This window comes from Microbacterium alcoholitolerans, assembly GCF_050408615.1.
In the GTDB taxonomy this organism is placed as follows: Bacteria; Actinomycetota; Actinomycetes; order Actinomycetales; family Microbacteriaceae; genus Microbacterium.
On record NZ_JBNTKD010000001.1, the window covers coordinates 497,563 to 521,037 of the forward strand.

Here is a 23,475-nt window from a genome sequence, read left to right on the forward strand (position 1 = left end):
AAGGAGAACACGATGACCGACCAGGATTCGTCGCGCACCCCGTATGTCGCCAACGAAGGCCCTCACCCGTGGCGGCGATTCGTCGCGGTGGGCGATTCGTTCACCGAGGGCATCGGCGACCCTGACCCCGACACGCCCGGCGGAAATCGCGGCTGGGCCGATCGCGTCGCCGAAGTGCTGACCCAGGATGTGGACGACTTCGCGTACGCGAACCTCGCGGTCCGCGGCAAGCTGATCGCGCAGATCGTCGCGGAGCAGATCCAGCCCGCCGTCGACCTGAGTCCGGACCTCGTCTCGATCTGCGCCGGCGGCAATGACGTCATCCGCCCCGGCACCGACCCGGACGACATCGCGGGACAGCTCGAGGATGCTGTGGCGCGGCTCTCGTCGACGGGCGCGGCAGTCGTGCTGTTCACCGGCATCGACACCGGATTCACGCCGGTGTTCCGCCCGTTCCGCGGCAAGGTCGCCATCTACAACGAGAACGTGCGCGCCATCGCCGACCGGCACGACTGCATCGTCGCCGATCAGTGGGCTCTGAAGTCGATCCAGGACACCCGCTTCTTCGCAGATGACCGGCTGCACCTGAACGCCCTCGGCCATCATGAGGTCGCGCGCATGGTGCTCCGCGCGCTGAACGTGCCGAACGACCTGCAGGCCATGCAACCCGAGCCGCTGCCGGTGCGCACCTGGCGCGCTGCGCGCGCCGAGGACATCGGCTGGGCGCGCGAACACCTGGTTCCGTGGGTGCTGCGCCGGCTGCGCCACCAGTCGTCGGGCGATCACGTCGCCGCCAAGCGCCCCGAAGCGGCGCCGGTGCTGCGCGTCCTCGACGACAAGGCCGAGGGCGCCTGAGACTCAGCGCGAGACCGACAGGTCAGTGGCTCATCGCCCACAGCGCGACGGCGGCGGCGGATGCCACGTTGAGCGAATCCACGCCACCTGTCATCGGGATCGTGACGATCCGGTCGGCGGCATCAAGCGCGCCGGCCGAGAGGCCTTCGCCCTCGGTGCCCATCACCAGCGCGACCCGTGAGGGCCGGTCGGCCGCGTAGACGTCCAGGGGCACCGCGTCATCGCGCAGCGCCAGGGCCACGGTCTCGAAGCCGTGCGCATGCAGCTCCGCCGCCGCATCCGGCCACTCGCCGATCCTCGTCCACGGCACCTGGAAGACCGTGCCCATGCTCACCCGGACGCTGCGGCGGTACAACGGATCGCCGCAGCGCGGGCTGACCAGCACCGCGTCGGCGCCGAGACCCGCCGCGGCACGGAAAGCGGCTCCGATGTTCGTCGGGTCGGCGATGTCCTCGAGCACGAGCACCAGACGCGCGTCGGCGACCACTTCTGCCAGGGCGGGAAGCGTCGGGCGCTGCATCGCCGCCATCACCCCGCGATGAACCGCGAACCCGGTGACCTTCTCGGCGACCTCGTCCGAGACGACGTACACCGGGATGTCGTGCCCGGCGGTGAGCGCGGCGACGGCATCCACCCACTTCTCCTGGGTGAGCACGGACCGCGGCAGGTGTCCCGCTTCCAGCGCCCGTTCGATCACCTTCGCGGACTCGGCGATGTACAGGCCGCCCTCGGGCTCGCGCACCCGCCGCAGCGCGGCATCCGTCAGCGAGCGGTAGTCATCGAGCACGCGGTCTCCGGCGTCGCTCACGGGCAGCAGCTGCATGACTCCATCCTCCCCCGCCGCGCGCGCACGCCAGGCCTAGACTGCTCTCGTGCCGTCGATCGAACTCTCCACCGCTGACTCGGACGCCATCGACCGCGCCGCCGATCTGCTTCGGGGCCGCCGCACCGCGGTGCTGACCGGTGCGGGCATCTCGACGGATTCCGGCATTCCGGCCTACCGCGGCGCGGGAGCGCCCGCGCGGGTGAACCCGATGACCATCCAGACCTACCTCGGCGACGAGGCCGCACGCCGCCGGTACTGGCTGGGCGGACACCTCGGCTACCGCACCTTCACCTCACCCGACCCGAACGGCGGGCATCGTGCCCTGGCCGCGCTCGAGCAGCACGGCGACGTCACCGGCGTGGTCACGCAGAACGTCGACGGCCTGCACCTGCGCGCCGGCAGCGGCCGCGTCGTCGAGCTGCACGGCACGATGCACCGGGTGCGCTGCCTGGACTGCGGCCAGGTGTTCGATCGGCGGGCGATCTCCGAGCAGATAGATCGGCTGAACCCGTGGGTAACGGTGCCCGAGAACATCACGCTCAACCCGGACGGCGACGTCACCCCCGAGACGTCCGAGGGCTTCGTGATTCCGCCGTGCACGGTCTGCGGCGGAATGCTCAAGCCGGAGGTCGTCTACTTCGGCGAGTTCGTCCCGCCCGCCCGGTTCAGGCTCTCGGAGTCGCTGGTGCACGGCTCCGACGCCCTGCTGGTGGCCGGCACGTCGCTGGCGGTCAACTCGGGCATCCGGGTCATCGAGCGCGCCCGGCGACGCGACATGACCCTGATCATCGTCAACCACGAGCCCACCCGCGCCGACGTGTGGGCCGATCAGGTCATCTCGGCGGGCACCACACCCGTCCTCCAGGCGCTGGCGTCCCGTCTCGGCGCTCTGTGAGCCGGACTCGCCTAGGGTGAGAGTGTGACCCTTCTGACTCTCGTGCGCCATGGCCAGACCGATTGGAATCTCGACCGACGCATCCAGGGCAGCACCGACATCCCGCTGAACGACACCGGACGATCGGATGCCAGAGCCGCGGCCGCCGTGCTGGCCGGGGTCGGCTACGACGCGGTCTACGCCAGCCCTCTCGTGCGCGCTCAGGAGACCGCCCGCATCATCGCGGACGAGCTGGGGCTCGCGGATCCTGTGCTCACCCGCGGTCTGCGCGAGAGGGAGTTCGGCGACGGCGAGGGGATGCTCGTCGAGGAGTACCTGCAGCAGTGGAGCGACTGGCAGACCGTTCCTCCTGGTGCCGAGACGCTCGAGCAGGTCGGCGAGCGAGCACTGGACTCGCTCGCGCGCATCGCGCGTGCGTCACGTCGTCGGTCCGCGCCTCGCGCGGAGTCGATCATCGTGGTCAGCCACGGCGGTGTGATCCGGGCGCTGCTGACGCACGTCTCCGGCGGGACGCTGCCGCGCGAGGGCGACGTGATCAGGAACGGATCCGTGCACCGGTTCGTCGCAGAGCCCGGCAGTCTGCGGCTGCTGGAGTCCATCGGAGTCTGAGCATCGCGCCCGCCCGGGCACCGGGCGCGGCCGCTGCCGAGGAGTCAGCCGCGCGAGACGATGGCGCGCGCGTGCCGCAGCACGGGCTCGTCGACCATCCGCCCCTCGAAGCGGAATACGCCGCGCTCCCCCTCCGCCGCGACGAGAACGGCGCGCGCCCATTGCACGGCCTCGGGATCGGGACGGTAGGCGTCGCGGATGACTTCGACCTGTCGCGGGTGGATGCAGGCGGTTGCGGTGAATCCGGATGCCACGGCATCGGCCGCCTCCGCACCGAGACCCTCCAGGTCTTCGATGTCGAGGTGCACCGCGTCGATCGCCGCCTTGCCGCTGGCGCCCGCTGCGAGCAGCACCCTCGCCCGCGCCATGCGCGCGACATCCCGGTAGCTGCCGTCCGGAAAACGGCTCGACATGCCACCCAGCGAGGCGACCAGATCCTCCGCACCCCACATCAGAGCGACGGTCCGCGGGTGCGCGGCGATCGCCGCCGACTGCTGGACGCCCTTCGCCGTCTCGCACAGCGCGATGACACGGTAGTCGTCCTCGAAGGCATCGAAAGCGGTCGCGTCCTCGCTCTTGGCGACCATCACTGTGCGGAACGGGGTCTGTGCGACCGCAGCGAGGTCTTTGGTGAACTCGACGCTGTCGGGTGCGTTCACGCGGACGATGACACGCTCGGGATCGACATCGGCCGCGATGATGTTCTCCCTCGCCTGCGCCTTGGCTGCAGGCAGCACGGCATCTTCGAGGTCGAGGATCACGACATCAGCCTTCCGCAGCGCGCCGGCGAAGCGATCAGGCCGGTCGGCCGGGCAGAACAGCAGGGCGGGTCCGAGTGCAAACGACATCTATGCCCCTTCCGGCATGCAGTGCACCAAGGCCGTGCGAGTCGCCTTCGCGACGACGGTGCCGTCCTGGTTCCGACCGGTGTGCTCGATCGTGCAGATGCCCTGACCGGGCCGCGACGAGGAGAGCCGCTTGTCGACGATGACGCTCTCGGTGTACAGGGTGTCGCCGTGAAACAGCGGATGCGGGAACGAGATGTCGCCGAGCCCGAGCTGCGCGACCAGAGTGCCCTGGGTCAGCTGGCCGACCGAGGCACCGACCATCGTCGACAGGGTCCACATCGAGTTCATCAGCCGCTGACCGAACGGCTGCTGCGCCTCTGCGAAGGCTGCATCCAGGTGCAGCGCCTGCCCGTTCATCGTGAGCGTGGTGAACAGCACGTTGTCGGCCTCGGTGGCGGTGCGGCCGGGGCGGTGCAGGTAGCGGGCGCCGACCTCGAACTCCTCGTAGTAGAGGCCGCGCTGGACGATATCGGTCATGGCGTCAACCTACCCGGCCAGCCCCAGTGCGCGGGCGATGACCAGCAGCTGCACCTCGGTGGTGCCCTCGCCGATCTCGAGGATCTTCGAGTCGCGGTAGTGCCGCGCGACGGGATACTCGTTCATGAACCCGTTGCCGCCGAAGATCTGCGTCGCATCGCGGGCGTTGTCCATCGCCGCATCGCCCGAGACGAGCTTGGCGATCGCCGCTGCCTCGGCGAAGGGACGTCCGGCATCGCGCAGGCGTGCCGCGTGGTGCCAGGCGAGTCGTGCGGTGTGCACCCGGGCGCGCATGCGTGCCAGCGTGAACTGCGCGTTCTGCCGGGTGCTCAGCGGAGCGCCGAAGACGATGCGCTTCTGCGCATAGTCGACGGCGGCCTCCAGGCATCCCTCTGCGGCGCCGGTGGCGAGGGCGGCGATGGCGATCCGGCCCTCGTCGAGAATGCTGAGGAAGTTGCGGAAGCCTTGCCCGCGCTCGCCGAGCAGGTTCTCGGCGGGAACCCGCACGTCCTGCAGCGTGAGCGGGTGCGTGTCGGAGGCGTTCCAGCCGACCTTGTCGTACGCGGGCTCGACGGTGAAGCCCGCAGTGCCGTTCGGCACGATGATCGTCGAGATCTCCTTCCTCTCCCCACTCGGTCCCTGAGCCTGTCGAAGGGTGCCGGTGACGGCGGTCACCGTCACGAAGCGGGTGATGTCGGTGCCGGAGTTGGTGATGAACTGCTTCGTGCCGTTGATCACCCACTCGTCGCCGTCGAGGCGTGCGGTCGTGCGGGTGGCTCCGGCGTCGCTGCCGGCCTCTGGCTCGGTGAGCCCGAAGCCCGCCAGCGCGGTGCCTTCGAGCAGCGCCGGCAGGTACTCGCGCTTCTGCTCCTCGCTGCCGAAGCGGTAGATCGGCATCGCGCCGAGGCTGACGCCGGCTTCGAGCGTGATCGCGATCGACTGGTCGGCGCGCGCAAGGCCCTCGATGGCGAGGCCGAGCGCCAGGTAGTCACCGCCCTGCCCGCCGTACTCCTCCGAGAACGGCAGGCCGAACAGGCCCATCTCGCCCATCTGGCGAACGACGTCGAGGTTCAGCGTGTGCGTGCGGTCGGCCTCGTAGGCCTGTGGAGCGACCACCTGTTCGGCGAAGTCGCGCACCATCGCGGCGAGTTCTCGCTGGTCCTCGTCGAGATCGACGTAGCGGAGGTCATCGGTCATGCTGTCTCCTGTTCGCTGACGCGGGCGACCGCCTGGTCGCGCCGCACCTGGTCGCCCAGGGCGACCATCAGATGCACGATGCCGTCGTGCGGCGCGAGCACCGGGTGCTCCATCTTCATCGCCTCGATCGAGACGAGCGGATCGCCGGCGCGCACCGAGTCGCCCTCGGCGACGTGCACAGCGACGATGCTGCCGGGCATCGGCGCCCGACCTTCCGGTTCTCTGAGGCCGGAATCCGGCATCCGCTCGGCAAGCGCGCGGTGCAGGCGCGCCCGCCGTGTCAGCGGACGCAAACGCATCGTGATCCCCTGTTCGGACACCCAGACGGCGCCATCCGCGTCTCGCAGCGCGGCTGCGCCCGGGGCTGCCTCAGCCGATGCGGTGACGAGGCGGTCGTCGTCAGTGAGGAATTCGGCGTCGGCGACGGATGCCGCGGCTCCCAGGCGCCAGCCGCTCAAGCTCTGCCAGATCGGGCCCGCGGAACTCCCGACGGCGGCGACCCGCGCCTGCACCGCGGCGGCGGATGCCAGCATCCGGTCGGTCGGCTCCGCGGGCGCCAGCGGAAGCATGGTCTCGATCAGCGCGGTGTCGAGGTCGCCCGAGACGACGCGCTCATGCCGGCACAGCGCGCGCAGGAACGCGATGTTCGTCTCCACGCCCAGCACGACGGTGCGCGCCAGCGCGGCATCCAGCCGTCGCAGCGCGCTCGCGCGGTCAGGACCGTGGGCGATCACCTTCGCGATCATCGGGTCGTAGAACCCGCTCACCTCCGAGCCTGTCTCGACGGCGGCGTCCACCCGCGCACCCTCAGGCGCCTCGAAGAGCAGTACACGTCCGGTCGAGGGCAGGAAACCCCGCTCCGGCGACTCGGCGTATACGCGCGCCTCGATGGCGTGCCCGCGGACGACCGGCGGCTGCTCGAGGGTGCCACCGGCGGCGACGTGCAGCTGCAGGGCGACCAGGTCGAGTCCGGTGACCATCTCGGTCACCGGATGTTCCACTTGAAGGCGCGTGTTCATCTCGATGAAGAAGATGTCGTCGACGGCATCCGCCTCGACGAGGAACTCCACGGTGCCCGCGCCGATGTACTCCACACTGCGCGCCGCGGCGACGGCCGCGTCCAGCAGGCGTTGTCTGACGGCATCCGGAAGGTTCGCGGCCGGCGCCTCCTCGATGACCTTCTGGTGGCGGCGCTGCAGCGTGCATTCCCGCTCGCCGAGGGCGATCACGTTGCCGTGAGCGTCGCCGAACACCTGCACCTCGATGTGGCGCGGGCGCTGCACCAGCCGCTCGAGCACCATCGAGTCGTCGCCGAAGGCGGCGGTCGCGACGCGGCGCGCCGTGGCGAGGGCGGAGGCCAGCTCCTCGCCGGAGCGGACGACCTCCATTCCCTTGCCGCCACCGCCCGCACTCGGCTTGACGAGCAGCGGGTAGCCGATTCCATCCGCCCGCTCGCGGATCTGCGCGTCATCCAGCCCAGCGGCATCGAAGCCGGGAACGACCGGGACTCCGTGCCGGGCCACGTGGTCGCGTGCGCGGGCCTTGTCGCCCATGATCTCCAGCGCTCGCACGTCGGGTCCGATGAAGATCACCCCTGCGGCGGTGCACGCCGTCGCGAGGGCTACGCTCTCGGAGAGGAAGCCGTAGCCAGGATGGATCGCCTGCGCGCCGGTCTGCTGCGCGGCGGCCATGATCGCATCCACGTTCAGGTATGACTCGGTGGCGGCGGGCGGGCCGATGCGCACGGAGTCATCTGCCTCGCGGACATGCGGTGCGAGCGCGTCGGCGTCGCTGTACACCGCGACGCTGCGGATGCCGAGCTCGCGCAGGGTGCGGATGATGCGGCGGGCGATCTCGCCGCGGTTGGCGACGAGCACGGTGTCGATGTTCACTGTGTCGAATTTCATGGGCGTCACATCCGGAAGAGGCCGAAGCGCGGTTCGGGCACGGGCGTGCGGGCGACGACGTCGAGCGCGAGGCCGAGCAGGTCGCGGGTCTGGTCGGGATCCACGATGCCGTCGTCCCACAGTCGTGCGGTGGCGTAGTAGGGCTCGCCCTGCGCCTCGTACTGGCTGCGGATCGGCGCTTCGAACTCTGCGCGATCCTCGGCGGACCAGCTCGCGCCGGCGGCGGTGAGCTGGTCCTCTTTGACGGTCGCCAGCACGGATGCCGCCTGCGCGCCGCCCATCACCGAGATGCGGCTGGCGGGCCAGCTCCACAGGAAGCGCGGCGAGTAGGCGCGGCCGCACATCGAGTAGTTGCCCGCGCCGAACGAGCCGCCGATGATGACCGTGAGCTTGGGCACGCGCGTGGTGGCGACCGCGGTGACCATCTTGGCGCCGTCCTTCGCGATGCCGCCGGCTTCAGCATCCGTTCCGACCATGAAGCCGGTGATGTTCTGCAGGAACAGCAGCGGGATGCCGCGCTGATCGCACAGCTCGATGAAGTGCGCGCCTTTGAGTGCGGATTCGCTGAAGAGGACGCCGTTGTTCGCGACGATGCCGATCGGATGCCCGTGCAGGACGGCGAACCCGGTGACGAGCGTCGTGCCGTACTCGCGTTTGAACTCGCGGAAGCTGTCGGCGTCGACCAGGCGATCGATCACGTCATGCACGTCATAGGCGGCGTTCACGTCGACCGGGACGACGTCGTACATGCTGCCGGTCTCGCGGGCGGGTGTGCTCGGCACGACCTGCCAGGCCGGCGCCCCTGGCTGCGGAAGCGTCGCGACGATGTCCCGCAGGATCTCCAGCGCGTGTTCGTCGTCCTCTGCGAGGTGGTCGACGACGCCGGAGCGTCGGGCGTGCAGCTCTCCCCCGCCGAGCTCTTCCGCGGTGACGACCTCTCCGATAGCAGCCTTCACCAGGGGCGGTCCGCCGAGGAAGATGGTGCCCTGACCGCGGACGATCACCGTCTCGTCGCTCATGGCCGGCACGTATGCTCCGCCGGCCGTGCACGAGCCGAGCACCGCGGCCAGCTGCGGGATGCCCTCGGCCGACATGCGGGCCTGGTTGAAGAAGATGCGGCCGAAGTGATCGCGGTCGGGGAAGACCTCGTCCTGCTTCGGCAGGAACGCCCCGCCGGAGTCGACCAGATACAGGCAGGGCAGGCGGTTCTCGAGAGCGATCTCCTGCGCGCGCAGGTGCTTCTTCACCGTGAGCGGGAAGTACGTGCCGCCTTTGACGGTCGGGTCGTTGCAGACGACCATGACATGGCGGCCGTGCACGAGGCCGATGCCCGCGATCACGCCGGCACCGGGCGCCTGTCCGTCATACAGCCCGTGCGCAGCCAGCGGCGCCACCTCGATGAACGGGCTGTTCTCGTCGAGCAGGCGCGCGACGCGGTCGCGGGGCAGCATCTTGCCGCGCGCCACATGACGTTCGCGCGAGCGCTCGGGCCCGCCGAGTGCCGCCTCGGCGAGGCGGTCGCGCAGTTCGCCGGCGAGCGTCTGCTGGGTGACCGACATCGTGGGTCCTCCTTGACTCACGTCTTATTGCTGAAATATCGCGTCAGATTGGTTAGTGTTCACTAACCCGACAATTCAGGTTAGCGAGGATTAACCGAAATGACAACGCCCGTCACGGCTCGCGACCGAGCCAAGGCCGAACGCACCGACGCGCTCCTGGCCGCTGCGGCCGATCTCTTCGCCGGACGCGGATACTCCGGCGTGAGCCTGGAGGACATCGGCGCGGCGGTCGGCGTGTCGGGACCAGCGGTCTACCGGCATTTCGCCGGCAAGCAGGCACTCCTGGCCGCACTGCTCATCGGTGTCAGCGAGCGATTGGTCGCCGGTGGCGCCGAGGTCGGCGCGGCGGATGCGACAGCGCACGATCGGATGCGAGCACTCGTCGACTTCCACGTCGACTTCGCACTCGGCAACGCAGCCGTGATCCGCGTGCAGGATCGGGATCTCCCGCACCTCACGGAAGATGCCCGTGCCGAGGTCCGCCGGCTGCAGCGCGCGTACATCGAACTGTGGATCGACAGTCTCAGCGCCTTGATCGATGCCGACCGCGATGAGCTGCGACTGCGGGTGCAGGCCTGCTTCGGCCTGCTCAATTCCACACCGCACAGCACCAGCAAGGCACTGCGCCGGCGGGCCCACACCGCGAACACGCTCTCGTGCATGGCCCTGTCGGCGCTGCTCGCGGACGCTTGAGCATCACCGCGGCGCCGACGATTCCACCTCAGAAGAGCATCGCGCGGCCCGGCTGCTCGAGCAGATCGGCGACGTCCTTCAGGAACCGAGCGCCCTCCGCTCCGTCCACCAGACGGTGATCGAACGAGACGCTCAGCGTCATCATCTGACGCAGGGCGATCTCGCCGCGGTGCTCCCATGGCTGCCGGCGCACAGCGCCGACGGCGAGGATGCCGGACTGTCCAGGCGGCAGGATCGGCGTTCCCGCATCGATGCCGAAGACACCGATGTTCGTGATCGAGAAGGTGCCGCCGGCGAGCTCGGCGGGGCTGGTCCTGCCCGAGCGGGCCGTCTGCGTGAGCTGAGTGAGCGCATCGGCCATTCCGGTCAGCGACAGTCGCTCGGCGTCCCGGATGATCGGCACGATCAGGCCGCGCTCCGTGGCGGCGGCGATTCCGAGGTCCACGTAGTGGTTCTCGACGATCTCTCCGGCGGGCTCGTCCCACGTCGCGTTCAGCGAGGGGTTGCGTCCCAGTGCGAGGCAGACGGCCTTCGCGATGAGCACGAGCGGTCCGATCCGATGATCGGCCAGCGACCTGTCAGCACGCAGCTGCTCGATGAGCTCCATCGTCGCGGTGACGTCCACGGTGTGGAAGGTCGTGACGTGGGGTGCGGTGAAGGCGCTCTGCACCATCGCCTGCGCCGTGTGCTTGCGCACGCCCTTGATCGGAATCCGGGTCTGCGCGCGGTCGCCCGCGGGCGCGAGGGGCGCTGCGGAAGAGGGCGCGGCAGGTGCGGGCTCCGCAGATGCGGTCTCGGCAGGCGCCTCCGTGGGCGGTGCGCTCGCCCCCACGCGCTCGGCGTACGAGTCCACGTCGGCGCGGGTGATGACGCGGTCGCCGACCTCCGCGGCGACGAGCACGAGATCCACGCCGAGGCGCTTCGCATGGGCCCGCACCGGTGGCGTGGATCGCGGTCGCTCCCCGACGGCCGGCTCGGCGGCCGCCGGCGGCAGCGCATCGTGCGGCGCGGCTTCGATCACCGCGGCCTCCGCGCCTGCGGCCACCGTCGAGGCGGTGCCGCTTCTGCGAGCCCTGCGGGCCGGACGCCCGCCGGCCGCGGGTGCTGCGCCATAGCCCACCAGATTCGGCTGGGCCTTCTCCCCCGCCTCTTCCTGGTCTGATTTCTGCGTGCTCGGCGCCTCCGGCTCCGCGCCGGCGATGTCGAAGGCGATCAGCGGCGCACCGACGGCGATCGTCTCACCCGCGTCCGCATGCAGCGACGTGACGGTTCCCTCGTATGGAGAGGGGAGCTCCACGACCGCCTTGGCAGTCTCGACCTCGGCCAGCGTCTGATTCAGTGTCACTGTGTCGCCGGGCTTGACCAGCCACTGCAGCACCTCGGCCTCGGTGAGTCCCTCACCGAGATCGGGAAGTCGGAACTCGGCGTTCATCGGTCTGCCTCCTGTGCGTCGACGGAGCCGGTCAGGCTGTTGGGGCGGTCCATCACCCGATCGACGGCATCCAGGATCCGGTCCAGGTCCGGCAGGTGGAACTTCTCCAGCTTCGCCGGCGGGTACGGGATGTCGTGTCCCGTGACGCGCACCGGCGCGGCCTCGAGATACTCGAAGCAGAACTCGGTGATGCTGGCGATGATCTCCGCACCGACGCCCGCCTCACGCGAGCCCTCGTGCGCCACGACGACCCGACCGGTCCGCCGCACGGCAGCAGCAACCGTGTCGTAGTCGACCGGCGACAGCGAGCGCAGGTCGATGACCTCCAGCGACATGCCCTCGTCCTCCGCCGCGGCAGCGGCGTCCAGCGCCGTGCTGACCATCGCCCCATAGGTGATGATCGTGGCATCCGATCCCTTGCGCACGACGCGCGCCAGTCCCATCGGAGGCGCATCCGCCAGTGGTGCCTCGAGATCGACCTCGCCCTTGTGGTGGTAGAGCCGCTTGGGCTCGAAGAACAGCACCGGGTCGTCGCTGGCGATCGCCTGCTGCAGGCAGCGGTACGCGTCCTGCGGATCGGAGACCGCGATCACCCGCAAGCCCGCGGTGTGCACGAAGTACGCCTCATTGGACTCGGAGTGGTGCTCGGCCGCGCCGATGCCGCCCGCCCACGGCACGCGGATCGTGATCGGCATCTTCACCCGGCCCTGGGTGCGGTAGTGCAGCTTCGCCACCTGCGAGACGATCTGGTCGAACGCCGGGTAGATGAAGCCGTCGAACTGGATCTCGACCACTGGGCGGTATCCGCGGAACGCGAGGCCGACGGCAGTGCCGACGATCCCCGACTCCGCCAGCGGGGTGTCCATCACGCGCTTCGCGCCGAACTCGTCGATCAGCCCGTCGGTGATGCGGAACACCCCGCCGAGCTTTCCGATGTCCTCGCCCAGCAGCACGACCTTGTCGTCGTCGCGCATCGCCTGTCGAAGGCCGGCGTTGAGGGCCTTGCCCATCGTCATCTGCACCATCTCACGCCTCCTCGAAGGATGCGAGGTATGCGGCGTACTCGCCGCGCTGACGGTCGAGACCGGAGTGCGGCTCGGCGTAGACGCCGTCGAACACCTCGATCGCGGGGCGGGTGACCATGCCGATGCAGGCTGCGCGCATCTCGCGGGCGGCGACGTCCGCCTCGGCCTGCACGGCGTCGAGGTGCTCCTGCGAAAGCTCCCCCGCAGCACGCAGGTACGCCTCCAGCCGGGCGATCGGGTCGCGTTCGCGCCACTTCGCCAGCTCGGTCTCCTCGCGGTAGCGCTTGGGGTCGTCGGCCGTCGTGTGCGGCCCCATCCGGTAGGTGACGGCCTCGAGGTACGCGGGCCCCTTCCCGGAGCGGGCATGGTCGAGCGCCCACCGCATCGCCGCGAGGCACGCGAGCACGTCGTTGCCGTCGACGCGCATGCTCGGGATGCCGAAGCCGGGAGCGCGGCCGGCGAGCGGATACTGCGACTGCAGCCCGACGGGCTCTGAGATCGCCCAGTGGTTGTTCTGGCAGACAAAGACGACCGGCGCACGGTACGAGGAGGCGAAGATCATCGCCTCGTTGACGTCGCCCTGGCTGGTCGCGCCGTCGCCGAAGTAGGCCACGGCGACCTCGTCGGCGCCATCGTGCTGAATGCCGATGCCGTAGCCGACGGCGTGCAGCGACTGCGCACCGATGATGATCTGCAGAGGCGCGATGCGCAGCTCGGCGGGGTCGTAGGCGGCACCCTCCTCGCCACGCCACATGCGCGCGTAGTCGCCGGGGGCAGCGCCACGGGTGTACATCACGCCGGTCTCACGGTAGCTGGGGAAGACGAAGTCGCGGGCGGCGAGGGCGCGCCCGGTGCCGACCTGGGCGGCCTCCTGGCCGTTGCACGGCGCCCACAGACCCAGCTGGCCCTGACGTTGGAGCGCGACGCCCTCCGAGTCGATGCGGCGAACCACGACCATGTCGCGATGGAGATCGCGCAGCATCCGGAAATCGACGTCCTGGATGTACCGGTCCAGCTGCGGATTCGCGATGCGGGATCCATCCGGCGCGATGACGCGCTCAGTGAGTTCGAGATCGTGCTCGGTGTCGACGATCGGTGTGTTGTGCGGTGACATCGGCGTCCTCCTGACGTGGTGGCCTTCGTGGGGCCTGCACGGCTGTCCCGACAGCTCAGTCGGGCTCACCTGAAGGCTACGTCGGTGTGACACCTCGCTCAAGCATGTCTGCGTGCGTTGAGCATGTTGCGCAGTATCCACCCCGCGGGTGCTGCTACCGTGTGGCACTATGCCCACCCTGGATCGCGTCGATCTCGAACTGCTCACAGCCCTCTCGGAGGATCCCCGCACGACCGTCGTCGCGCTCGCCGAACGGCTGCGCCTGTCGCGCAACACCATCCAGGCGCGGATGGCCCGGCTGGAGCAGACCGGCGTCTTCGAGTCCTACGAGCGGTCGTTCTCGACCGAGGTGCTCGGCTTCCCGCTGCAGGCGTTCATCAGCATCGGCCTGCGTCAGACGGAGCTGCCCCGCATCATCGCCGAGCTGTCGCGCGTGCCCGAGATCGTGCAGGCGCACGGGCTGAGCGGTTCGATCGACCTCCTGGCGCGCGTCGCGTGCCGTGACGCGCGCCACCTGTTCGACACGGATGCCCGCATCCTGTCGATCGAAGGCGTGGAGCGCACCGAGACCTCCCTCGCCATGGGCGAGGTCATCCCGTTCCGCGTCGCAGGTCTTATCGGACTGGCGCGACGGGAAGCCTGAGGAAGCGCCGGATCGCGCCTGCGGCCTCCGCCGGGGCCTCGTAGTGGATGAGGTGGCCGACATCGGCGATCTCGGCCACTTCCGCGCACGGGAACATGGCGGCAAGCGCACGCTCGGCCTCGATCGGAGTGATCTGGTCGCGCTGTGCGGCGACCAGCAGTGTGGGCACGTGGATGACGGGGGCGAACGCGCGCACGTCGTGCGAGACGCTCGTGACGAACGCGTCGTGCAGCACGTCGCGGTCCGCGAAGCGTGAGAAGTACGTGTCGTGCTGATCGTGGATGAACCGGCGCAGCACGGGATCGGATGTCGTCGCCATCGCGATGCTCGCGACGCGCACGATCAGCGGGCTGCGCAGCAGGGCCGTGCCGATCGACTCGGGAAGGCGAGCGCCCAGCGCGTAGTACATCACCGCGAGGCGGGTCAGCAGGCCCTTCGGGCCTTCGAGTGCCGGCGCTCCGATCGGGTTGATCAGGATCAGCTGCGGCGTCTGCAGCCCACTCGCCACCGCTGCGGACGCCACGATCGAGCCGAACGAGTGGCCGAGGACGACCGCGCCCGGCGCGACCGTGCGGGCGAACTCCGCCAGCCAGCCGGCGTAGAGCCCGAGGTCGTGCTCTCGCCCACGTACCGGCGGAGTCTCACCGAAGCCGGGCAGGTCGGGCGAGATCACCCGAACGCCGGGTAGGTAGGCGATGATCGACTCGAGTCCGTGGTGCTCCCCGCGGAAGCCGTGCACGGCGACGATCGTCGGCACCTCTGGAACCTCGGATGCGGGACCGTACACCCAGTAGGCGGTCGTCGATCCAAGGACCTGCGCCTCGTGCCGCTGCACCGGGATCTCAGCGAGTCGGGCGGCATACGGGGAGGCGACGGGCATGCGCACGAGTCTACGCGACCCGAATGTCGGTGCTCGTCCGTATGTTCGAAGCAACGGAAGGAGAAGCCATGCGAACGCACTCTGACATCCTCCCCGAACTGCGGTGGGACACCCCTCGGCTTCGGTCGCGGGCAGAGCACCTCGAACGCGCCGGTGAGCACCTGTGGCGTGTGATCGACGGCCGCGGCACCATCCGTGGTCACCTGCGCGTCGTCGCCGACCCGCTGGGCATCCGCTACCGCGCAGAACGGCTGCACCTGGCATCCGGCTCCTTCCGTCTCGTCGGAGAGTTCTGGGAAGCCGACGACGCCGTGGCCGCACTGAGGTCCTGAGTCTGTGGTGCCCCCTGCAGGAATCGAACCTGCGACCAACGGATTAGAAAGCCGATGCTCTTCCTCTGAGCTAAGGAGGCGGAACCTCCAGATTACCGTGTCCGAGCCCGCCGATAGGATCAAGGAATGGTTTCTGCGTCAGAGAACGACCGACTCGTCTGGATCGATTGCGAGATGACGGGGCTCGATCTCGCAATCGATGAGCTGTGCGAGATCGCGGTCGTCGTCACCGACTTCGAGCTTCAACCGCTCGACGAGGGCTTCCACGTGGTGATCAAACCGAGCGATGCGGCACTCGCGAACATGAGCGAGTTCGTGACGAACATGCACCGCACATCGGGACTGATCGACGAGATTCCTCACGGTGTGCCGCTCGCTGAGGCTGAGCAGCAGACGCTGGACTACATCAAGCGCTTCGTGCCGCTCGAGCGCAAGGCACCGCTGGCCGGAAACACCATCGGCACCGACCGGATGTTCCTCGCCAAGTACATGCAGCAGGTCGATCAGCACCTGCACTACCGCAACGTCGACGTCTCCAGCGTCAAGGAGCTGTCGCGTCGGTGGTACCCGCGAGTGTTCTTCCAGGCGCCCGTGAAGAACGGCGGGCACCGGGCTCTCGCCGACATCCTCGAGTCCATCCGAGAGCTGCGCTACTACCGTGAAGCGGTGTTCGTCCCGGCGCCGGGTCCGTCTTCCGACGAGGCGAAGGATGTGGCGACCCGCACCGTGTCGTCGTTCACCTCGAACATGTAATAGACTCGTGGAGTTGCCTGCTCCGTCAGGCGCATGGTGGGTATAGCTCAGCTGGTAGAGCACCGCGTTGTGGTCGCGGGGGTCGCGGGTTCAAGCCCCGTTACTCACCCCAGTGATTCGAGGCCCGGGAACATCTGTTCCCGGGCCTCGAGCATTTCCGGAATCGATAGCATCGAGTCATGGCTTCGCATGTGCGCCCCGCGACGGACTCTGATCTGGAGTCGCTCGCCGCCATCGAAGCCGCCGCCGACACGGCTTTCGAGACCGTGCTCCAGGGCAGAAGCTGGGGCACTCCCCCGTCCGCTGCGGAGCGCGTGCAGCATCCGGGCTTCATCCTGGTGGCGACCGATGACGAGAACGGGCCAGCGGTCGGCTTCGTGCAGGTGATCGAACACGACGGCGAAGCGCACCTCGAGCAGCTCTCCGTGCTGCCGACGCATGCGAGGCAGGGCCACGGAACCGCTCTTGTCGACGCTGCTCTCGATGAAGCGGCGCACCGTGGCGCGACGATCATGACCCTGCGGACCTTCGCCGAGATCCCGTGGAATGCGCCGTTCTACGCCGCTCTCGGGTTCGAGGAGTCTCCGGAGCCGGACAGCGACTTCCATCGCGCGCTGCGCGCTGCGGAGGAGCGCGTCGATCTGGCGTCCATCGGCCACCGTGTGCACATGCAGATCCCGCTCGCCAGCGGGCTCGACATGGATGGTGAAGCATTCGAGGCGCTGGTGATCGAGGAGCTCGACAAACTGCCGGATGACATGGTCGAAGGGCTCGACAACGTGGTGTTCGTCGTCGAAGACCAGCCGGAGAACGGCGACGACCTGTTCGGCCTGTACGAGGGCTTCGCGCTCACCGAACGAGGTCAGTACGGCATGGGAGAGCTGCCCGATCGGATCATCGTCTACCGACACGCGCATCTCGCCGCCTGCGGGAACGAGGCGGCGCTGCGCGCCGAGATCCATACGACGCTCGTGCACGAGATCGCGCATTTCTACGGCATCGACGATGAGCAGCTGCATGAACTGGGGTGGGCATGAGCACCCCGGCATCCGCTCCCGTGGCCGACGAGCAGCTCTCGGCGGCGCCGATCGTGCCCTGGCAGCTGGTCGTCTGGGACGATCCGGTGAATCTGATGAGCTACGTCGCCCGCGTCTTCCGCACCTATTTCGGGTATCCGGAAGAGCGTGCGACCGCGCTCATGCTCGCCGTGCATCATGAAGGTCATGCCGTCGTCGCAACGGGACCGCGCGAGACCATGGAGGTCCACGCGACGGCGATGCACGACTTCGGGTTGTGGGCGACCGTGCGAAAGGCCACGCCGTGACCGACAGCGGGCACATCACGCTGGCAATGGTCGAGGGGCAGAACCTGCTGCGTCTCGTCGACGAGTTCATCGAGCTGCTGATGAGCGGCAGAGACGATCCGGATGCCGGAATCGACCGACTGGCGCCGAACGCCTACCCGCAGGACGATGCCGCCGCCGAGGAGTTCCGCGCCTCGACCCGCGGCGACCTGCTCGATCGTCGCGTCGCTGACGCGCTTGACGTGCGCACCGCCCTCGAGCCGTTCGATCGCGACGATGTGGATCCGTCGACGCAGGCCGCGGTGGAGATGCACGCGCTGGAGATCCCCAGGGATGACACAGATGCGTGGCTGCGGACGTTCTCGGCGATGCGACTCGTCGTCGCCTCGCGCCTCGGGATAGACAGGGAGGACGCGCACGACCCGCAGGACGCGCGCTTCTATGTCTATGACTGGCTCGGCTATCGCCTCGATCAGCTCGTGAACCTGGCGGATCAGCACGACGGCCTCTGACGCGTGCTGCCCCTGATCGCGCCCTAAGGGGTCGTGACTGTGATGGCAGCGAGCCCCTGCGGGTCGTGATGCTCGATGTGTGCGTCTTCCTGCGCCGCCCACATATCCCAGTGGGCGCGGAACGTGTCGCCGTCGCGCTCGAGTGCGCGGCGGTGACGTGAAGCGCGCGGTCCGTCGACCCAGACGGTCACGTCGGCGAGGCGGGCGGATGCCGGAGTGATCACCCCGCAGCCCTCTACGATCAGTCCGAGCGCCGGATCCACCGCATGCGCCTCGGCCTCTTCACCGCGCGCCCAGTCCCAACGGCGCCAGATGCCGACGATGCCGCGGCCGTGCGGGTGCAGCACCTGCTCGCGGGCGAGCTGCGCGCCGCGCTCCAGGCCGTCCCAGCCCGGATAGATGGAATCCAGCGCCAGCAGCTGCACCGGCGCGTGCAGCGGCCACGCACGGGCGACGCGGGCGGAGAGGCTGCTCTTGCCCGCACCGCTGCGTCCGTCGATCAGCACGACCGGATTGGACGCGGCGACGCTCACCACGGCCTCGCAGATTCGCGCTGTGGCCTCGGTCAGCTCGGCGTCGAACGGATCGCTACTTCTTGAGGGCACGAATCACACGGCTGAGCGCGCGGCCGGCGACCCATACGAATGGCACCGCGACGGTGAGCAGAACGATCAGGTTCGGCTCGAACCGCAGCCCTTCCTCACGGCGTACATATACTCCGAGCGGCACGGCGACTCCTCCGCCGCCGCCGCCGTCGCCCTGGCCGTCCATCTCGCCGCCCCCGAAGCCCGTGATGGCGAGTGCGACAGGCGTGACGCTCACGCCGTCGACGTCGACCGTCTCGCCGTAGGCGCTCTTGACCCCGAATGACGCGGACTGCTTACCCAGTTCCAGTGCAATGTTCGGCATGGCTCAACGCTAGCCGAATCAGCAGCACTTGCACCCCCGCGGCGACGATTCTCAGTCCTTGCTGAAGGGACTCGGCTGGCCGGGAGCGCCGCGGCCCTCCCCGCGTCCGACGTGACGGGCGCGGGTCACCATTCCCACGCCGAACTTCGCCCGCGCGTCGTCGAGCATGCCTTCCAGTCGGCGCTGATCCTCATCGTCATCCCACAGCGTCATCGCGCTGGTTCCCGCGTCGCGCAGCTTCTCTGCGCGCACGCCGACGAGTCGCACCGGGTCGCGTCGCTCGATCTGCCCGAACAGCCCGACCGCCGTCTCGCCGATCCGCTGTCCGACGTCCGTCGGCTCGGTCAGCGAGACCGAGCGACTGACCGTGCTGAAGTCCGCGAATCGGATCTTGATCGCGACGACCCCTGCGTGCCAACCCGACGCCCGCAGGCGCACGCCGACGCGGTCGGCGAGGCGCAGCAGCTCGGAGCGCAGCAGGTCGCGGTCACCGATGTCGCGGTCGAACGTCTCTTCATGACCGACGCTCTTCTCGACGCGCTCGGTCTCGACTGAGCGTGGGTCGCGGCCCACTGCGAGCTCCTGGACGCGCTTGCCGAGGGCGGGTCCGAGCGCGCGCTCCAGGGCTTCCGGCGGCGACAGCCGCACGTCGCGGATGGTGCGGATGCCCCGTCGCTCAAGTGCCTCGGCAGCCTTGGGACCGACACCCCACATGGCGCCGACCGGGCGCGGATCGAGAAACTCCTGGGTCCGTGCGGCCGGGATGATCAGCATCCCGTCGGGTTTGGAGATGGTGGATGCCATCTTCGCGATGTGCTTCGTCGCTGCGACTCCCACGCTGCACGTGATCCCGACCTCGTCGTGCACCCGGCGCCTGATCAGCGCGGCGATCTCACCCGGACTGCCCCACAGCCGCCTGACACCTCGGACGTCGAGGAAGGCCTCATCGATGGACAGCGGCTCAACGAGCGGCGTGACGCTCTCGAAGATGCGCATCACGGCGGCTGACACGTCGCGGTACCGGCTGAAATCCGGTGGCACGACGCGGGCGGTCGGGCACAGGCGCAGGGCCTGCGAGACGGGCATCGCGCTGCGCACGCCGAAGCGCCGCGCCTCGTAAGAAGCGCTCGAGACCACCGAGCGTCCGTCGGGGGCGCCGATGATCAGCGGCAGACCGCGCAGCGACGGGTCGTGCAGCACTTCGACGGCGGCATAGAAGGCATCCATGTCGACGTGCAGAATGCCGGTGCCGCTGTCGTCAGCGCCCTCCGCCGACACGAGGCGCCCCGATCCGTCACCGCGTCCCATGATTCCATTCTCGCCGAGGCCGCCGACATCGGCGGCCTCGGCAGGAGCGACTACTGTGCGGCGCGCTCGAGGATCAGCTCGCGCACGCGCGCGGCATCGGCCTGGCCCTTCATCGCCTTCATGACGGCGCCGATGACGGCACCGGCTGCCTGCACCTTGCCGTCCTTGATCTTCGCCATGACGTCCGGCTGAGCTGCGAGTGCCTCGTCGATCGCGGCGATCAGCGCACCGTCGTCCGAGACCACCGCGAGACCGCGGGCATCCACGACCTGCTGCGGGCTTCCCTCGCCGGCGATGACGCCCTCGAGAACCTGACGTGCGAGCTTGTCGGTGAGAGTGCCCGCGTCCACCAGCGACTGCAGCGCAGCGACGTCGCCCGGCGTCACGAGCGTCGCGGCCTCCCGCTCCTGCGCGTTGGCGACGCGGCTGATCTCACCAGTCCACCACTTGCGCGAGGCAGCGGGCGAGGCTCCGGCGGCGATGGTCGCCTCCACCTCGTCGAGCAGGCCGCCGTTGCGCACGTCCTGGAACTCCAGATCGGTGAAGCCCCAGTCGGCCTTCAGGCGACGGCGGCGGGCGATCGGCTGTTCGGGAAGCGCGGCACGCAGCTCCTCCACCAGCTCGCGCGCCGGCTGCACAGGCAGCAGATCGGGCTCCGGGAAGTAGCGGTAGTCATCAGCATCCGACTTCGGTCGCCCGGGCGACGTCGTGCCGGTGTCCTCATGCCAGTGCCTGGTCTCCTGGATGATCGTGCCGCCGTCGGCGAGGATCTGCGCCTGACGCTGGATCTCGTACTTCACCGCGCGCTCGACGGAGCGCATCGAGTTGACGTTCTTCGTCTCGGTGCGGGTGCCCAGCTTCTCCTGACCGCGCGGCCGCAGCGAGACGTTCGCGTCGCAGCGCAGGTTGCCGCGCTCGAGACGCGCTTCCGAGATGCCGAGGCCGCGGACGATGTCGCGGATCGCCGCGACGTACGCCTTGGCGATCTCGGGAGCGCGGTGCTCGGCACCGAAGATCACCTTCGTGACGATCTCGACCAGCGGCACGCCGGCGCGGTTGTAGTCCACGAGCGAGTACTCCGCGCCCTGGATGCGTCCGGTGGCACCGCCCATGTGGGTCAGCTTGCCGGCGTCCTCCTCCATATGCGCGCGCTCGATGGGGATCGTCACCAGGGTGCCGTCCTCGAGCTCGACCTCGACCGAGCCCTCGAAGGCGATCGGCTCGTCGTACTGCGAGATCTGGTAGTTCTTGCCGAGGTCCGGATAGAAGTAGTTCTTGCGTGCGAACCGGCTCGACTCGGCGATCGAGCATCCCAGAGCGAGGCCCAGGCTGATCGAAGAGCGGATCGCCGTCTCGTTCGCGACTGGCAGCGAGCCGGGAAGACCGAGATCGACCGGGGCGATGAGCGTGTTCGGCTCCGCACCGTGGAACTCCTCGTTCGCGGGGTTCGGAGCGTCGGAGAACATCTTCGTGCGGGTGTTGAGCTCGACATGCACCTCGAAGCCGAGCACGGGCTCGAACAGCTCGAGGGCCTTGTCGTAATCCATGAGCTTGACGGCGGCCATCAGCGGGTTCCTCCCTGTGCCTGAAGGGCGGGTGCCTTCGCGAGTAGGGGCACGCCCCATGAATCCAGCAGCGCCGCTTCGAGCGCGGCTCCGACCTGGTACAGACGTGCATCCTGCCGCGCCGGGGCGAGGAACTGGATGCCGACGGGGAGGCCGTCCTCGACGGCGAGCCCGGAAGGGATCGAGATGCCGGGAACGCCGGCGAGGTTCGCCGGGATCGTCGTCAGGTCGTTCAGGTACATCTGCAGCGGGTCGTCGATCTTCTCGCCGATCTTGAACGCCGTGGTCGGCGCGGCCGGAGTGGCGATGACGTCGACCTGCGCGAACGCGGCGTCGAAGTCCTGCTGGATGAGCGTGCGCACCTTCTGCGCGCTGCCGTAGTAGGCGTCGTAGTAGCCGGCCGAGAGCGCATAGGTGCCGAGGATGATGCGTCGCTTCACCTCGGGGCCGAAGCCCGCCTCGCGCGTGGCCGACATGACGTCCTCGACGGTCGGATTTCCGTCCGGAGTGACGCGCAGGCCGAAGCGCACCGAATCGAACTTCGCCAGGTTGCTGGATGCCTCGGCCGGAAGGATCAGGTAGTACGCGGCGACGCCGTACTCGAAGTGCGGAGCGGAGATCTCCACGATCTCGGCGCCCTGCGCCTCCATCAGCGCCAGCGAATCGCGGAAGGACGCAGCGACGCCCGGCTGGAAGCCGGAGTCGGGCAGCTCCTTGATGACGCCGACCTTGAGGCCCTTGAGCACCTGACCGCTCGCGCCCTCGCGCGCCGCGGCGGCGAAGGACGGCCACTGCTCGTCGAGCGAGGTCGAGTCCTTCGGGTCGTGTCCGGCGATGACGTCGTGCAGCAGACCCGAGTCCAGCACAGTGCGAGTGACGGGTCCGACCTGGTCGAGGCTGGATGCCAGCGCGATCGCCCCATAGCGGCTGACGCCGCCGTAGGTCGGCTTGACGCCGACGGTGCCCGTGACGTGCGCGGGCTGACGGATCGACCCTCCGGTGTCCGAGCCGAGCGCCAGCGGCGCCTCGAAGGCCGCCACTGCCGCGGCCGAGCCTCCGCCGGAGCCACCGGGGATGCGGTCCAGGTCCCACGGGTTGCGGGTCGGGCCGTACGCGGAGTGCTCGGTCGACGAGCCCATCGCGAACTCGTCCATGTTGGTCTTGCCGAGCGGGACGAGACCGGCCGCACGCGAGCGGGCGACGACGGTCGCGTCGAACGGGGACATGTAGCCCTCGAGGATCTTGGATCCGCTGGTCGAGGGCTGATCGGTCGTGACCAGCACGTCCTTGATGGCCAGCGGCACCCCTGCGATCGGGCCGAGCTGCTCACCGGCGGCGCGGCGGGCGTCGACGTCGGCGGCAGCGGCCAGAGCGTGCTCGTTCACATGCAGGAAGGCATGCACATCGCCGTCGACGGCGGCGATGCGGTCGAGGTGCGCCTGGGTCGCCTCGACGCTCGAGAGCTCGCCCGAGGCGAGCTTCGCGCCGAGCTCGGCGGCGCTGAGCCGGATGATGTCGCTCACTGCTCTTCTCCCAGGATCGCGGTCACGCGGAAGCGCCCGTCGGCGGCATCCGGGGCGTTCTGCAGCGTCTGCTCGAGCGTCAGCGTCTCGCCGACCTCGTCAGGACGGAAGACGTTGCTCAGCGGAATGGGATGGCTGGTGGCAGCGACGTCCGCGGTCGCCACCTCAGACACCTTCGCGATGTTGTCGACGATGACGTCGAGCTGACCAGTCAGCTGCGTCACCTCGTCGTCGGTGAGCTTGATGCGCGCGAGCACGCCGAGATGGCGTACGAGATCGGGGGTGATTTCAGACACCACAACAGTCTACG

At 69.0% G+C, this 23,475-nt stretch carries 26 protein-coding genes, 2 tRNA genes and 1 pseudogene; 12 read left to right on the top strand and 17 right to left on the bottom strand.

What is annotated here, in order from left to right; genetic code table 11:
* Positions 1–12: 12 nt before the first annotated feature.
* The gene (locus ACQUSX_RS02425; RefSeq protein ID WP_428905375.1) at positions 13–855 is read left to right on the top strand and encodes an SGNH/GDSL hydrolase family protein; all 843 of its coding nucleotides are present in this window, start codon (positions 13–15) and stop codon (positions 853–855) included.
* A 22-nt stretch (positions 856–877) separates the two neighbouring features.
* On the opposite strand, the gene ACQUSX_RS02430 is transcribed toward ACQUSX_RS02425, so the two are convergent.
* Complete coding sequence (locus ACQUSX_RS02430; protein ID WP_428905376.1) at positions 878–1,678, bottom strand: TrmH family RNA methyltransferase; 801 nt, start codon at positions 1,676–1,678, stop codon at positions 878–880.
* Between the two features lie 49 nt (positions 1,679–1,727).
* Here ACQUSX_RS02430 and ACQUSX_RS02435 point away from each other — a divergent pair, with 49 nt between their 5' ends.
* Together ACQUSX_RS02435 and ACQUSX_RS02440 are read left to right on the top strand one after the other, a co-directional pair.
* Positions 1,728–2,576 (top strand): Sir2 family NAD-dependent protein deacetylase, encoded by an 849-nt coding sequence (locus tag ACQUSX_RS02435; protein ID WP_428905377.1) that lies wholly within the window; start codon positions 1,728–1,730, stop codon positions 2,574–2,576.
* Positions 2,577–2,600: 24 nt separating this feature from the next.
* Positions 2,601–3,185, top strand: coding sequence for a histidine phosphatase family protein (locus tag ACQUSX_RS02440; protein ID WP_428905378.1), 585 nt, complete (start codon positions 2,601–2,603; stop codon positions 3,183–3,185).
* A gap of 44 nt (positions 3,186–3,229) precedes the next feature.
* On the opposite strand, the gene ACQUSX_RS02445 is transcribed toward ACQUSX_RS02440, so the two are convergent.
* From ACQUSX_RS02445 to ACQUSX_RS02465, 5 genes are read right to left on the bottom strand one after another with little or no spacing between them, the layout of a single operon-like run.
* Complete coding sequence (locus ACQUSX_RS02445; protein ID WP_428905379.1) at positions 3,230–4,033, bottom strand: HpcH/HpaI aldolase/citrate lyase family protein; 804 nt, start codon at positions 4,031–4,033, stop codon at positions 3,230–3,232.
* Positions 4,034–4,510, bottom strand: a complete 477-nt coding sequence (locus tag ACQUSX_RS02450) for a MaoC family dehydratase (RefSeq protein WP_428905380.1) — start codon at positions 4,508–4,510, stop codon at positions 4,034–4,036. It abuts the gene before it with no gap.
* A 9-nt stretch (positions 4,511–4,519) separates the two neighbouring features.
* Entirely contained in the window at positions 4,520–5,707 is a 1,188-nt protein-coding gene (locus tag ACQUSX_RS02455) for an acyl-CoA dehydrogenase family protein (protein ID WP_428905381.1), read from the bottom strand.
* Complete coding sequence (locus tag ACQUSX_RS02460) at positions 5,704–7,614, bottom strand: acetyl/propionyl/methylcrotonyl-CoA carboxylase subunit alpha (protein WP_428905382.1); 1,911 nt, start codon at positions 7,612–7,614, stop codon at positions 5,704–5,706. Before ACQUSX_RS02460 ends, ACQUSX_RS02455 begins: the two co-directional genes overlap by 4 nt.
* A gap of 5 nt (positions 7,615–7,619) precedes the next feature.
* Positions 7,620–9,173 (bottom strand): carboxyl transferase domain-containing protein, encoded by a 1,554-nt coding sequence (locus ACQUSX_RS02465; RefSeq protein WP_428905383.1) that lies wholly within the window; start codon positions 9,171–9,173, stop codon positions 7,620–7,622.
* Between the two features lie 99 nt (positions 9,174–9,272).
* On the opposite strand from ACQUSX_RS02465, the gene ACQUSX_RS02470 reads away from it, so the two are divergent.
* Positions 9,273–9,866 (top strand): TetR/AcrR family transcriptional regulator, encoded by a 594-nt coding sequence (locus ACQUSX_RS02470; protein ID WP_428905384.1) that lies wholly within the window; start codon positions 9,273–9,275, stop codon positions 9,864–9,866.
* A 28-nt stretch (positions 9,867–9,894) separates the two neighbouring features.
* Here the strand turns inward: ACQUSX_RS02470 and ACQUSX_RS02475 are convergent, their stop codons facing one another.
* Genes ACQUSX_RS02475 through pdhA form a run of 3 tightly spaced genes read right to left on the bottom strand, consistent with a single transcriptional unit; the run spans position 9,895 to position 13,437 of the window.
* On the bottom strand, positions 9,895–11,298 hold the full coding sequence (locus ACQUSX_RS02475; protein WP_428905385.1) for a dihydrolipoamide acetyltransferase family protein: 1,404 nt from the start codon (positions 11,296–11,298) through the stop codon (positions 9,895–9,897).
* A complete protein-coding gene (locus ACQUSX_RS02480; RefSeq protein WP_428905386.1) occupies positions 11,295–12,323 on the bottom strand; it encodes an alpha-ketoacid dehydrogenase subunit beta in 1,029 nt (342 codons plus the stop codon). Before ACQUSX_RS02480 ends, ACQUSX_RS02475 begins: the two co-directional genes overlap by 4 nt.
* Position 12,324: 1 nt before the next feature.
* A complete protein-coding gene (gene pdhA / locus ACQUSX_RS02485) occupies positions 12,325–13,437 on the bottom strand; it encodes a pyruvate dehydrogenase (acetyl-transferring) E1 component subunit alpha (RefSeq protein WP_428905387.1) in 1,113 nt (370 codons plus the stop codon).
* A gap of 169 nt (positions 13,438–13,606) precedes the next feature.
* Between pdhA and ACQUSX_RS02490 the strand changes: the two genes are divergently transcribed.
* Positions 13,607–14,080 (top strand): Lrp/AsnC family transcriptional regulator, encoded by a 474-nt coding sequence (locus tag ACQUSX_RS02490; protein ID WP_428905388.1) that lies wholly within the window; start codon positions 13,607–13,609, stop codon positions 14,078–14,080.
* On the opposite strand, the gene ACQUSX_RS02495 is transcribed toward ACQUSX_RS02490, so the two are convergent.
* On the bottom strand, positions 14,052–14,960 hold the full coding sequence (locus ACQUSX_RS02495) for an alpha/beta fold hydrolase (RefSeq protein ID WP_428905389.1): 909 nt from the start codon (positions 14,958–14,960) through the stop codon (positions 14,052–14,054). The two genes, ACQUSX_RS02490 and ACQUSX_RS02495, sit on opposite strands and share 29 nt — an antisense overlap.
* 68 nt (positions 14,961–15,028) lie before the next feature.
* Here ACQUSX_RS02495 and ACQUSX_RS02500 point away from each other — a divergent pair, with 68 nt between their 5' ends.
* Entirely contained in the window at positions 15,029–15,292 is a 264-nt protein-coding gene (locus tag ACQUSX_RS02500; RefSeq protein WP_428905390.1) for a hypothetical protein, read from the top strand.
* Between the two features lie 5 nt (positions 15,293–15,297).
* On the opposite strand, the gene ACQUSX_RS02505 is transcribed toward ACQUSX_RS02500, so the two are convergent.
* Positions 15,298–15,372 (bottom strand) — tRNA-Arg (locus ACQUSX_RS02505).
* Positions 15,373–15,418: 46 nt separating this feature from the next.
* On the opposite strand from ACQUSX_RS02505, the gene orn reads away from it, so the two are divergent.
* The 6 genes and pseudogenes from orn to ACQUSX_RS02535 all read left to right on the top strand — a co-directional run bounded on the left by orn (position 15,419) and on the right by ACQUSX_RS02535 (position 17,860).
* Positions 15,419–16,045: an oligoribonuclease gene (orn, locus tag ACQUSX_RS02510; protein ID WP_428905391.1), complete on the top strand. Its 627-nt coding sequence runs from the start codon at positions 15,419–15,421 to the stop codon at positions 16,043–16,045.
* A gap of 36 nt (positions 16,046–16,081) precedes the next feature.
* A tRNA-His gene (locus ACQUSX_RS02515) sits at positions 16,082–16,157 on the top strand.
* A 67-nt stretch (positions 16,158–16,224) separates the two neighbouring features.
* Positions 16,225–16,623, top strand: a pseudogene (locus tag ACQUSX_RS02520) (GNAT family N-acetyltransferase); the annotation flags it as partial.
* A gap of 120 nt (positions 16,624–16,743) precedes the next feature.
* Complete coding sequence (locus tag ACQUSX_RS02525; RefSeq protein WP_428907574.1) at positions 16,744–17,082, top strand: metallopeptidase family protein; 339 nt, start codon at positions 16,744–16,746, stop codon at positions 17,080–17,082.
* Entirely contained in the window at positions 17,079–17,369 is a 291-nt protein-coding gene (gene clpS / locus ACQUSX_RS02530; RefSeq protein ID WP_428905392.1) for an ATP-dependent Clp protease adapter ClpS, read from the top strand. Before ACQUSX_RS02525 ends, clpS begins: the two co-directional genes overlap by 4 nt.
* A complete protein-coding gene (locus ACQUSX_RS02535; RefSeq protein WP_428905393.1) occupies positions 17,366–17,860 on the top strand; it encodes a DUF2017 family protein in 495 nt (164 codons plus the stop codon). Before clpS ends, ACQUSX_RS02535 begins: the two co-directional genes overlap by 4 nt.
* A 23-nt stretch (positions 17,861–17,883) precedes the next feature.
* Here ACQUSX_RS02535 and ACQUSX_RS02540 read toward each other — a convergent pair whose 3' ends face one another.
* From ACQUSX_RS02540 to gatC, 6 genes are read right to left on the bottom strand one after another with little or no spacing between them, the layout of a single operon-like run.
* The gene (locus ACQUSX_RS02540) at positions 17,884–18,465 is read right to left on the bottom strand and encodes a nucleoside/nucleotide kinase family protein (RefSeq protein WP_428905394.1); all 582 of its coding nucleotides are present in this window, start codon (positions 18,463–18,465) and stop codon (positions 17,884–17,886) included.
* Entirely contained in the window at positions 18,449–18,769 is a 321-nt protein-coding gene (locus ACQUSX_RS02545) for a hypothetical protein (RefSeq protein WP_428905395.1), read from the bottom strand. The genes ACQUSX_RS02540 and ACQUSX_RS02545 overlap by 17 nt, the downstream gene beginning before the upstream one ends.
* Before the next feature lie 51 nt (positions 18,770–18,820).
* Entirely contained in the window at positions 18,821–20,077 is a 1,257-nt protein-coding gene (dinB, locus tag ACQUSX_RS02550; RefSeq protein ID WP_428905396.1) for a DNA polymerase IV, read from the bottom strand.
* 50 nt (positions 20,078–20,127) lie between these two features.
* A complete protein-coding gene (gene gatB / locus ACQUSX_RS02555) occupies positions 20,128–21,642 on the bottom strand; it encodes an Asp-tRNA(Asn)/Glu-tRNA(Gln) amidotransferase subunit GatB (RefSeq protein WP_428905397.1) in 1,515 nt (504 codons plus the stop codon).
* Positions 21,642–23,165, bottom strand: coding sequence for an Asp-tRNA(Asn)/Glu-tRNA(Gln) amidotransferase subunit GatA (gene gatA, locus ACQUSX_RS02560; RefSeq protein ID WP_428905398.1), 1,524 nt, complete (start codon positions 23,163–23,165; stop codon positions 21,642–21,644). Before gatA ends, gatB begins: the two co-directional genes overlap by 1 nt.
* Complete coding sequence (gatC, locus tag ACQUSX_RS02565; protein WP_428905399.1) at positions 23,162–23,461, bottom strand: Asp-tRNA(Asn)/Glu-tRNA(Gln) amidotransferase subunit GatC; 300 nt, start codon at positions 23,459–23,461, stop codon at positions 23,162–23,164. The genes gatA and gatC overlap by 4 nt, the downstream gene beginning before the upstream one ends.
* Between the last annotated feature and the right edge of the window lie 14 nt (positions 23,462–23,475).

Excerpts from the sequence above, each read along its gene's own strand:
- ACQUSX_RS02425 (WP_428905375.1), top strand. The coding sequence starts at position 13 with ATGACCGACCAGGATTCGTCGCGCACCCCGTATGTCGCCAACGAAGGC.
- ACQUSX_RS02430 (WP_428905376.1), bottom strand. The coding sequence starts at position 1,678 with ATGCAGCTGCTGCCCGTGAGCGACGCCGGAGACCGCGTGCTCGATGAC.
- ACQUSX_RS02445 (WP_428905379.1), bottom strand. The coding sequence starts at position 4,033 with ATGTCGTTTGCACTCGGACCCGCCCTGCTGTTCTGCCCGGCCGACCGG.
- ACQUSX_RS02450 (WP_428905380.1), bottom strand. The coding sequence starts at position 4,510 with ATGACCGATATCGTCCAGCGCGGCCTCTACTACGAGGAGTTCGAGGTC.
- ACQUSX_RS02455 (WP_428905381.1), bottom strand. The coding sequence starts at position 5,707 with ATGACCGATGACCTCCGCTACGTCGATCTCGACGAGGACCAGCGAGAA.
- ACQUSX_RS02460 (WP_428905382.1), bottom strand. The coding sequence starts at position 7,614 with ATGAAATTCGACACAGTGAACATCGACACCGTGCTCGTCGCCAACCGC.
- ACQUSX_RS02465 (WP_428905383.1), bottom strand. The coding sequence starts at position 9,173 with ATGTCGGTCACCCAGCAGACGCTCGCCGGCGAACTGCGCGACCGCCTC.
- ACQUSX_RS02470 (WP_428905384.1), top strand. The coding sequence starts at position 9,273 with ATGACAACGCCCGTCACGGCTCGCGACCGAGCCAAGGCCGAACGCACC.
- ACQUSX_RS02475 (WP_428905385.1), bottom strand. The coding sequence starts at position 11,298 with ATGAACGCCGAGTTCCGACTTCCCGATCTCGGTGAGGGACTCACCGAG.
- ACQUSX_RS02480 (WP_428905386.1), bottom strand. The coding sequence starts at position 12,323 with ATGGTGCAGATGACGATGGGCAAGGCCCTCAACGCCGGCCTTCGACAG.
- pdhA (WP_428905387.1), bottom strand. The coding sequence starts at position 13,437 with ATGTCACCGCACAACACACCGATCGTCGACACCGAGCACGATCTCGAA.
- ACQUSX_RS02490 (WP_428905388.1), top strand. The coding sequence starts at position 13,607 with ATGCCCACCCTGGATCGCGTCGATCTCGAACTGCTCACAGCCCTCTCG.
- ACQUSX_RS02495 (WP_428905389.1), bottom strand. The coding sequence starts at position 14,960 with ATGCCCGTCGCCTCCCCGTATGCCGCCCGACTCGCTGAGATCCCGGTG.
- ACQUSX_RS02500 (WP_428905390.1), top strand. The coding sequence starts at position 15,029 with ATGCGAACGCACTCTGACATCCTCCCCGAACTGCGGTGGGACACCCCT.
- orn (WP_428905391.1), top strand. The coding sequence starts at position 15,419 with ATGGTTTCTGCGTCAGAGAACGACCGACTCGTCTGGATCGATTGCGAG.
- ACQUSX_RS02525 (WP_428907574.1), top strand. The coding sequence starts at position 16,744 with ATGGATGGTGAAGCATTCGAGGCGCTGGTGATCGAGGAGCTCGACAAA.
- clpS (WP_428905392.1), top strand. The coding sequence starts at position 17,079 with ATGAGCACCCCGGCATCCGCTCCCGTGGCCGACGAGCAGCTCTCGGCG.
- ACQUSX_RS02545 (WP_428905395.1), bottom strand. The coding sequence starts at position 18,769 with ATGCCGAACATTGCACTGGAACTGGGTAAGCAGTCCGCGTCATTCGGG.
- dinB (WP_428905396.1), bottom strand. The coding sequence starts at position 20,077 with ATGGGACGCGGTGACGGATCGGGGCGCCTCGTGTCGGCGGAGGGCGCT.
- gatB (WP_428905397.1), bottom strand. The coding sequence starts at position 21,642 with ATGGCCGCCGTCAAGCTCATGGATTACGACAAGGCCCTCGAGCTGTTC.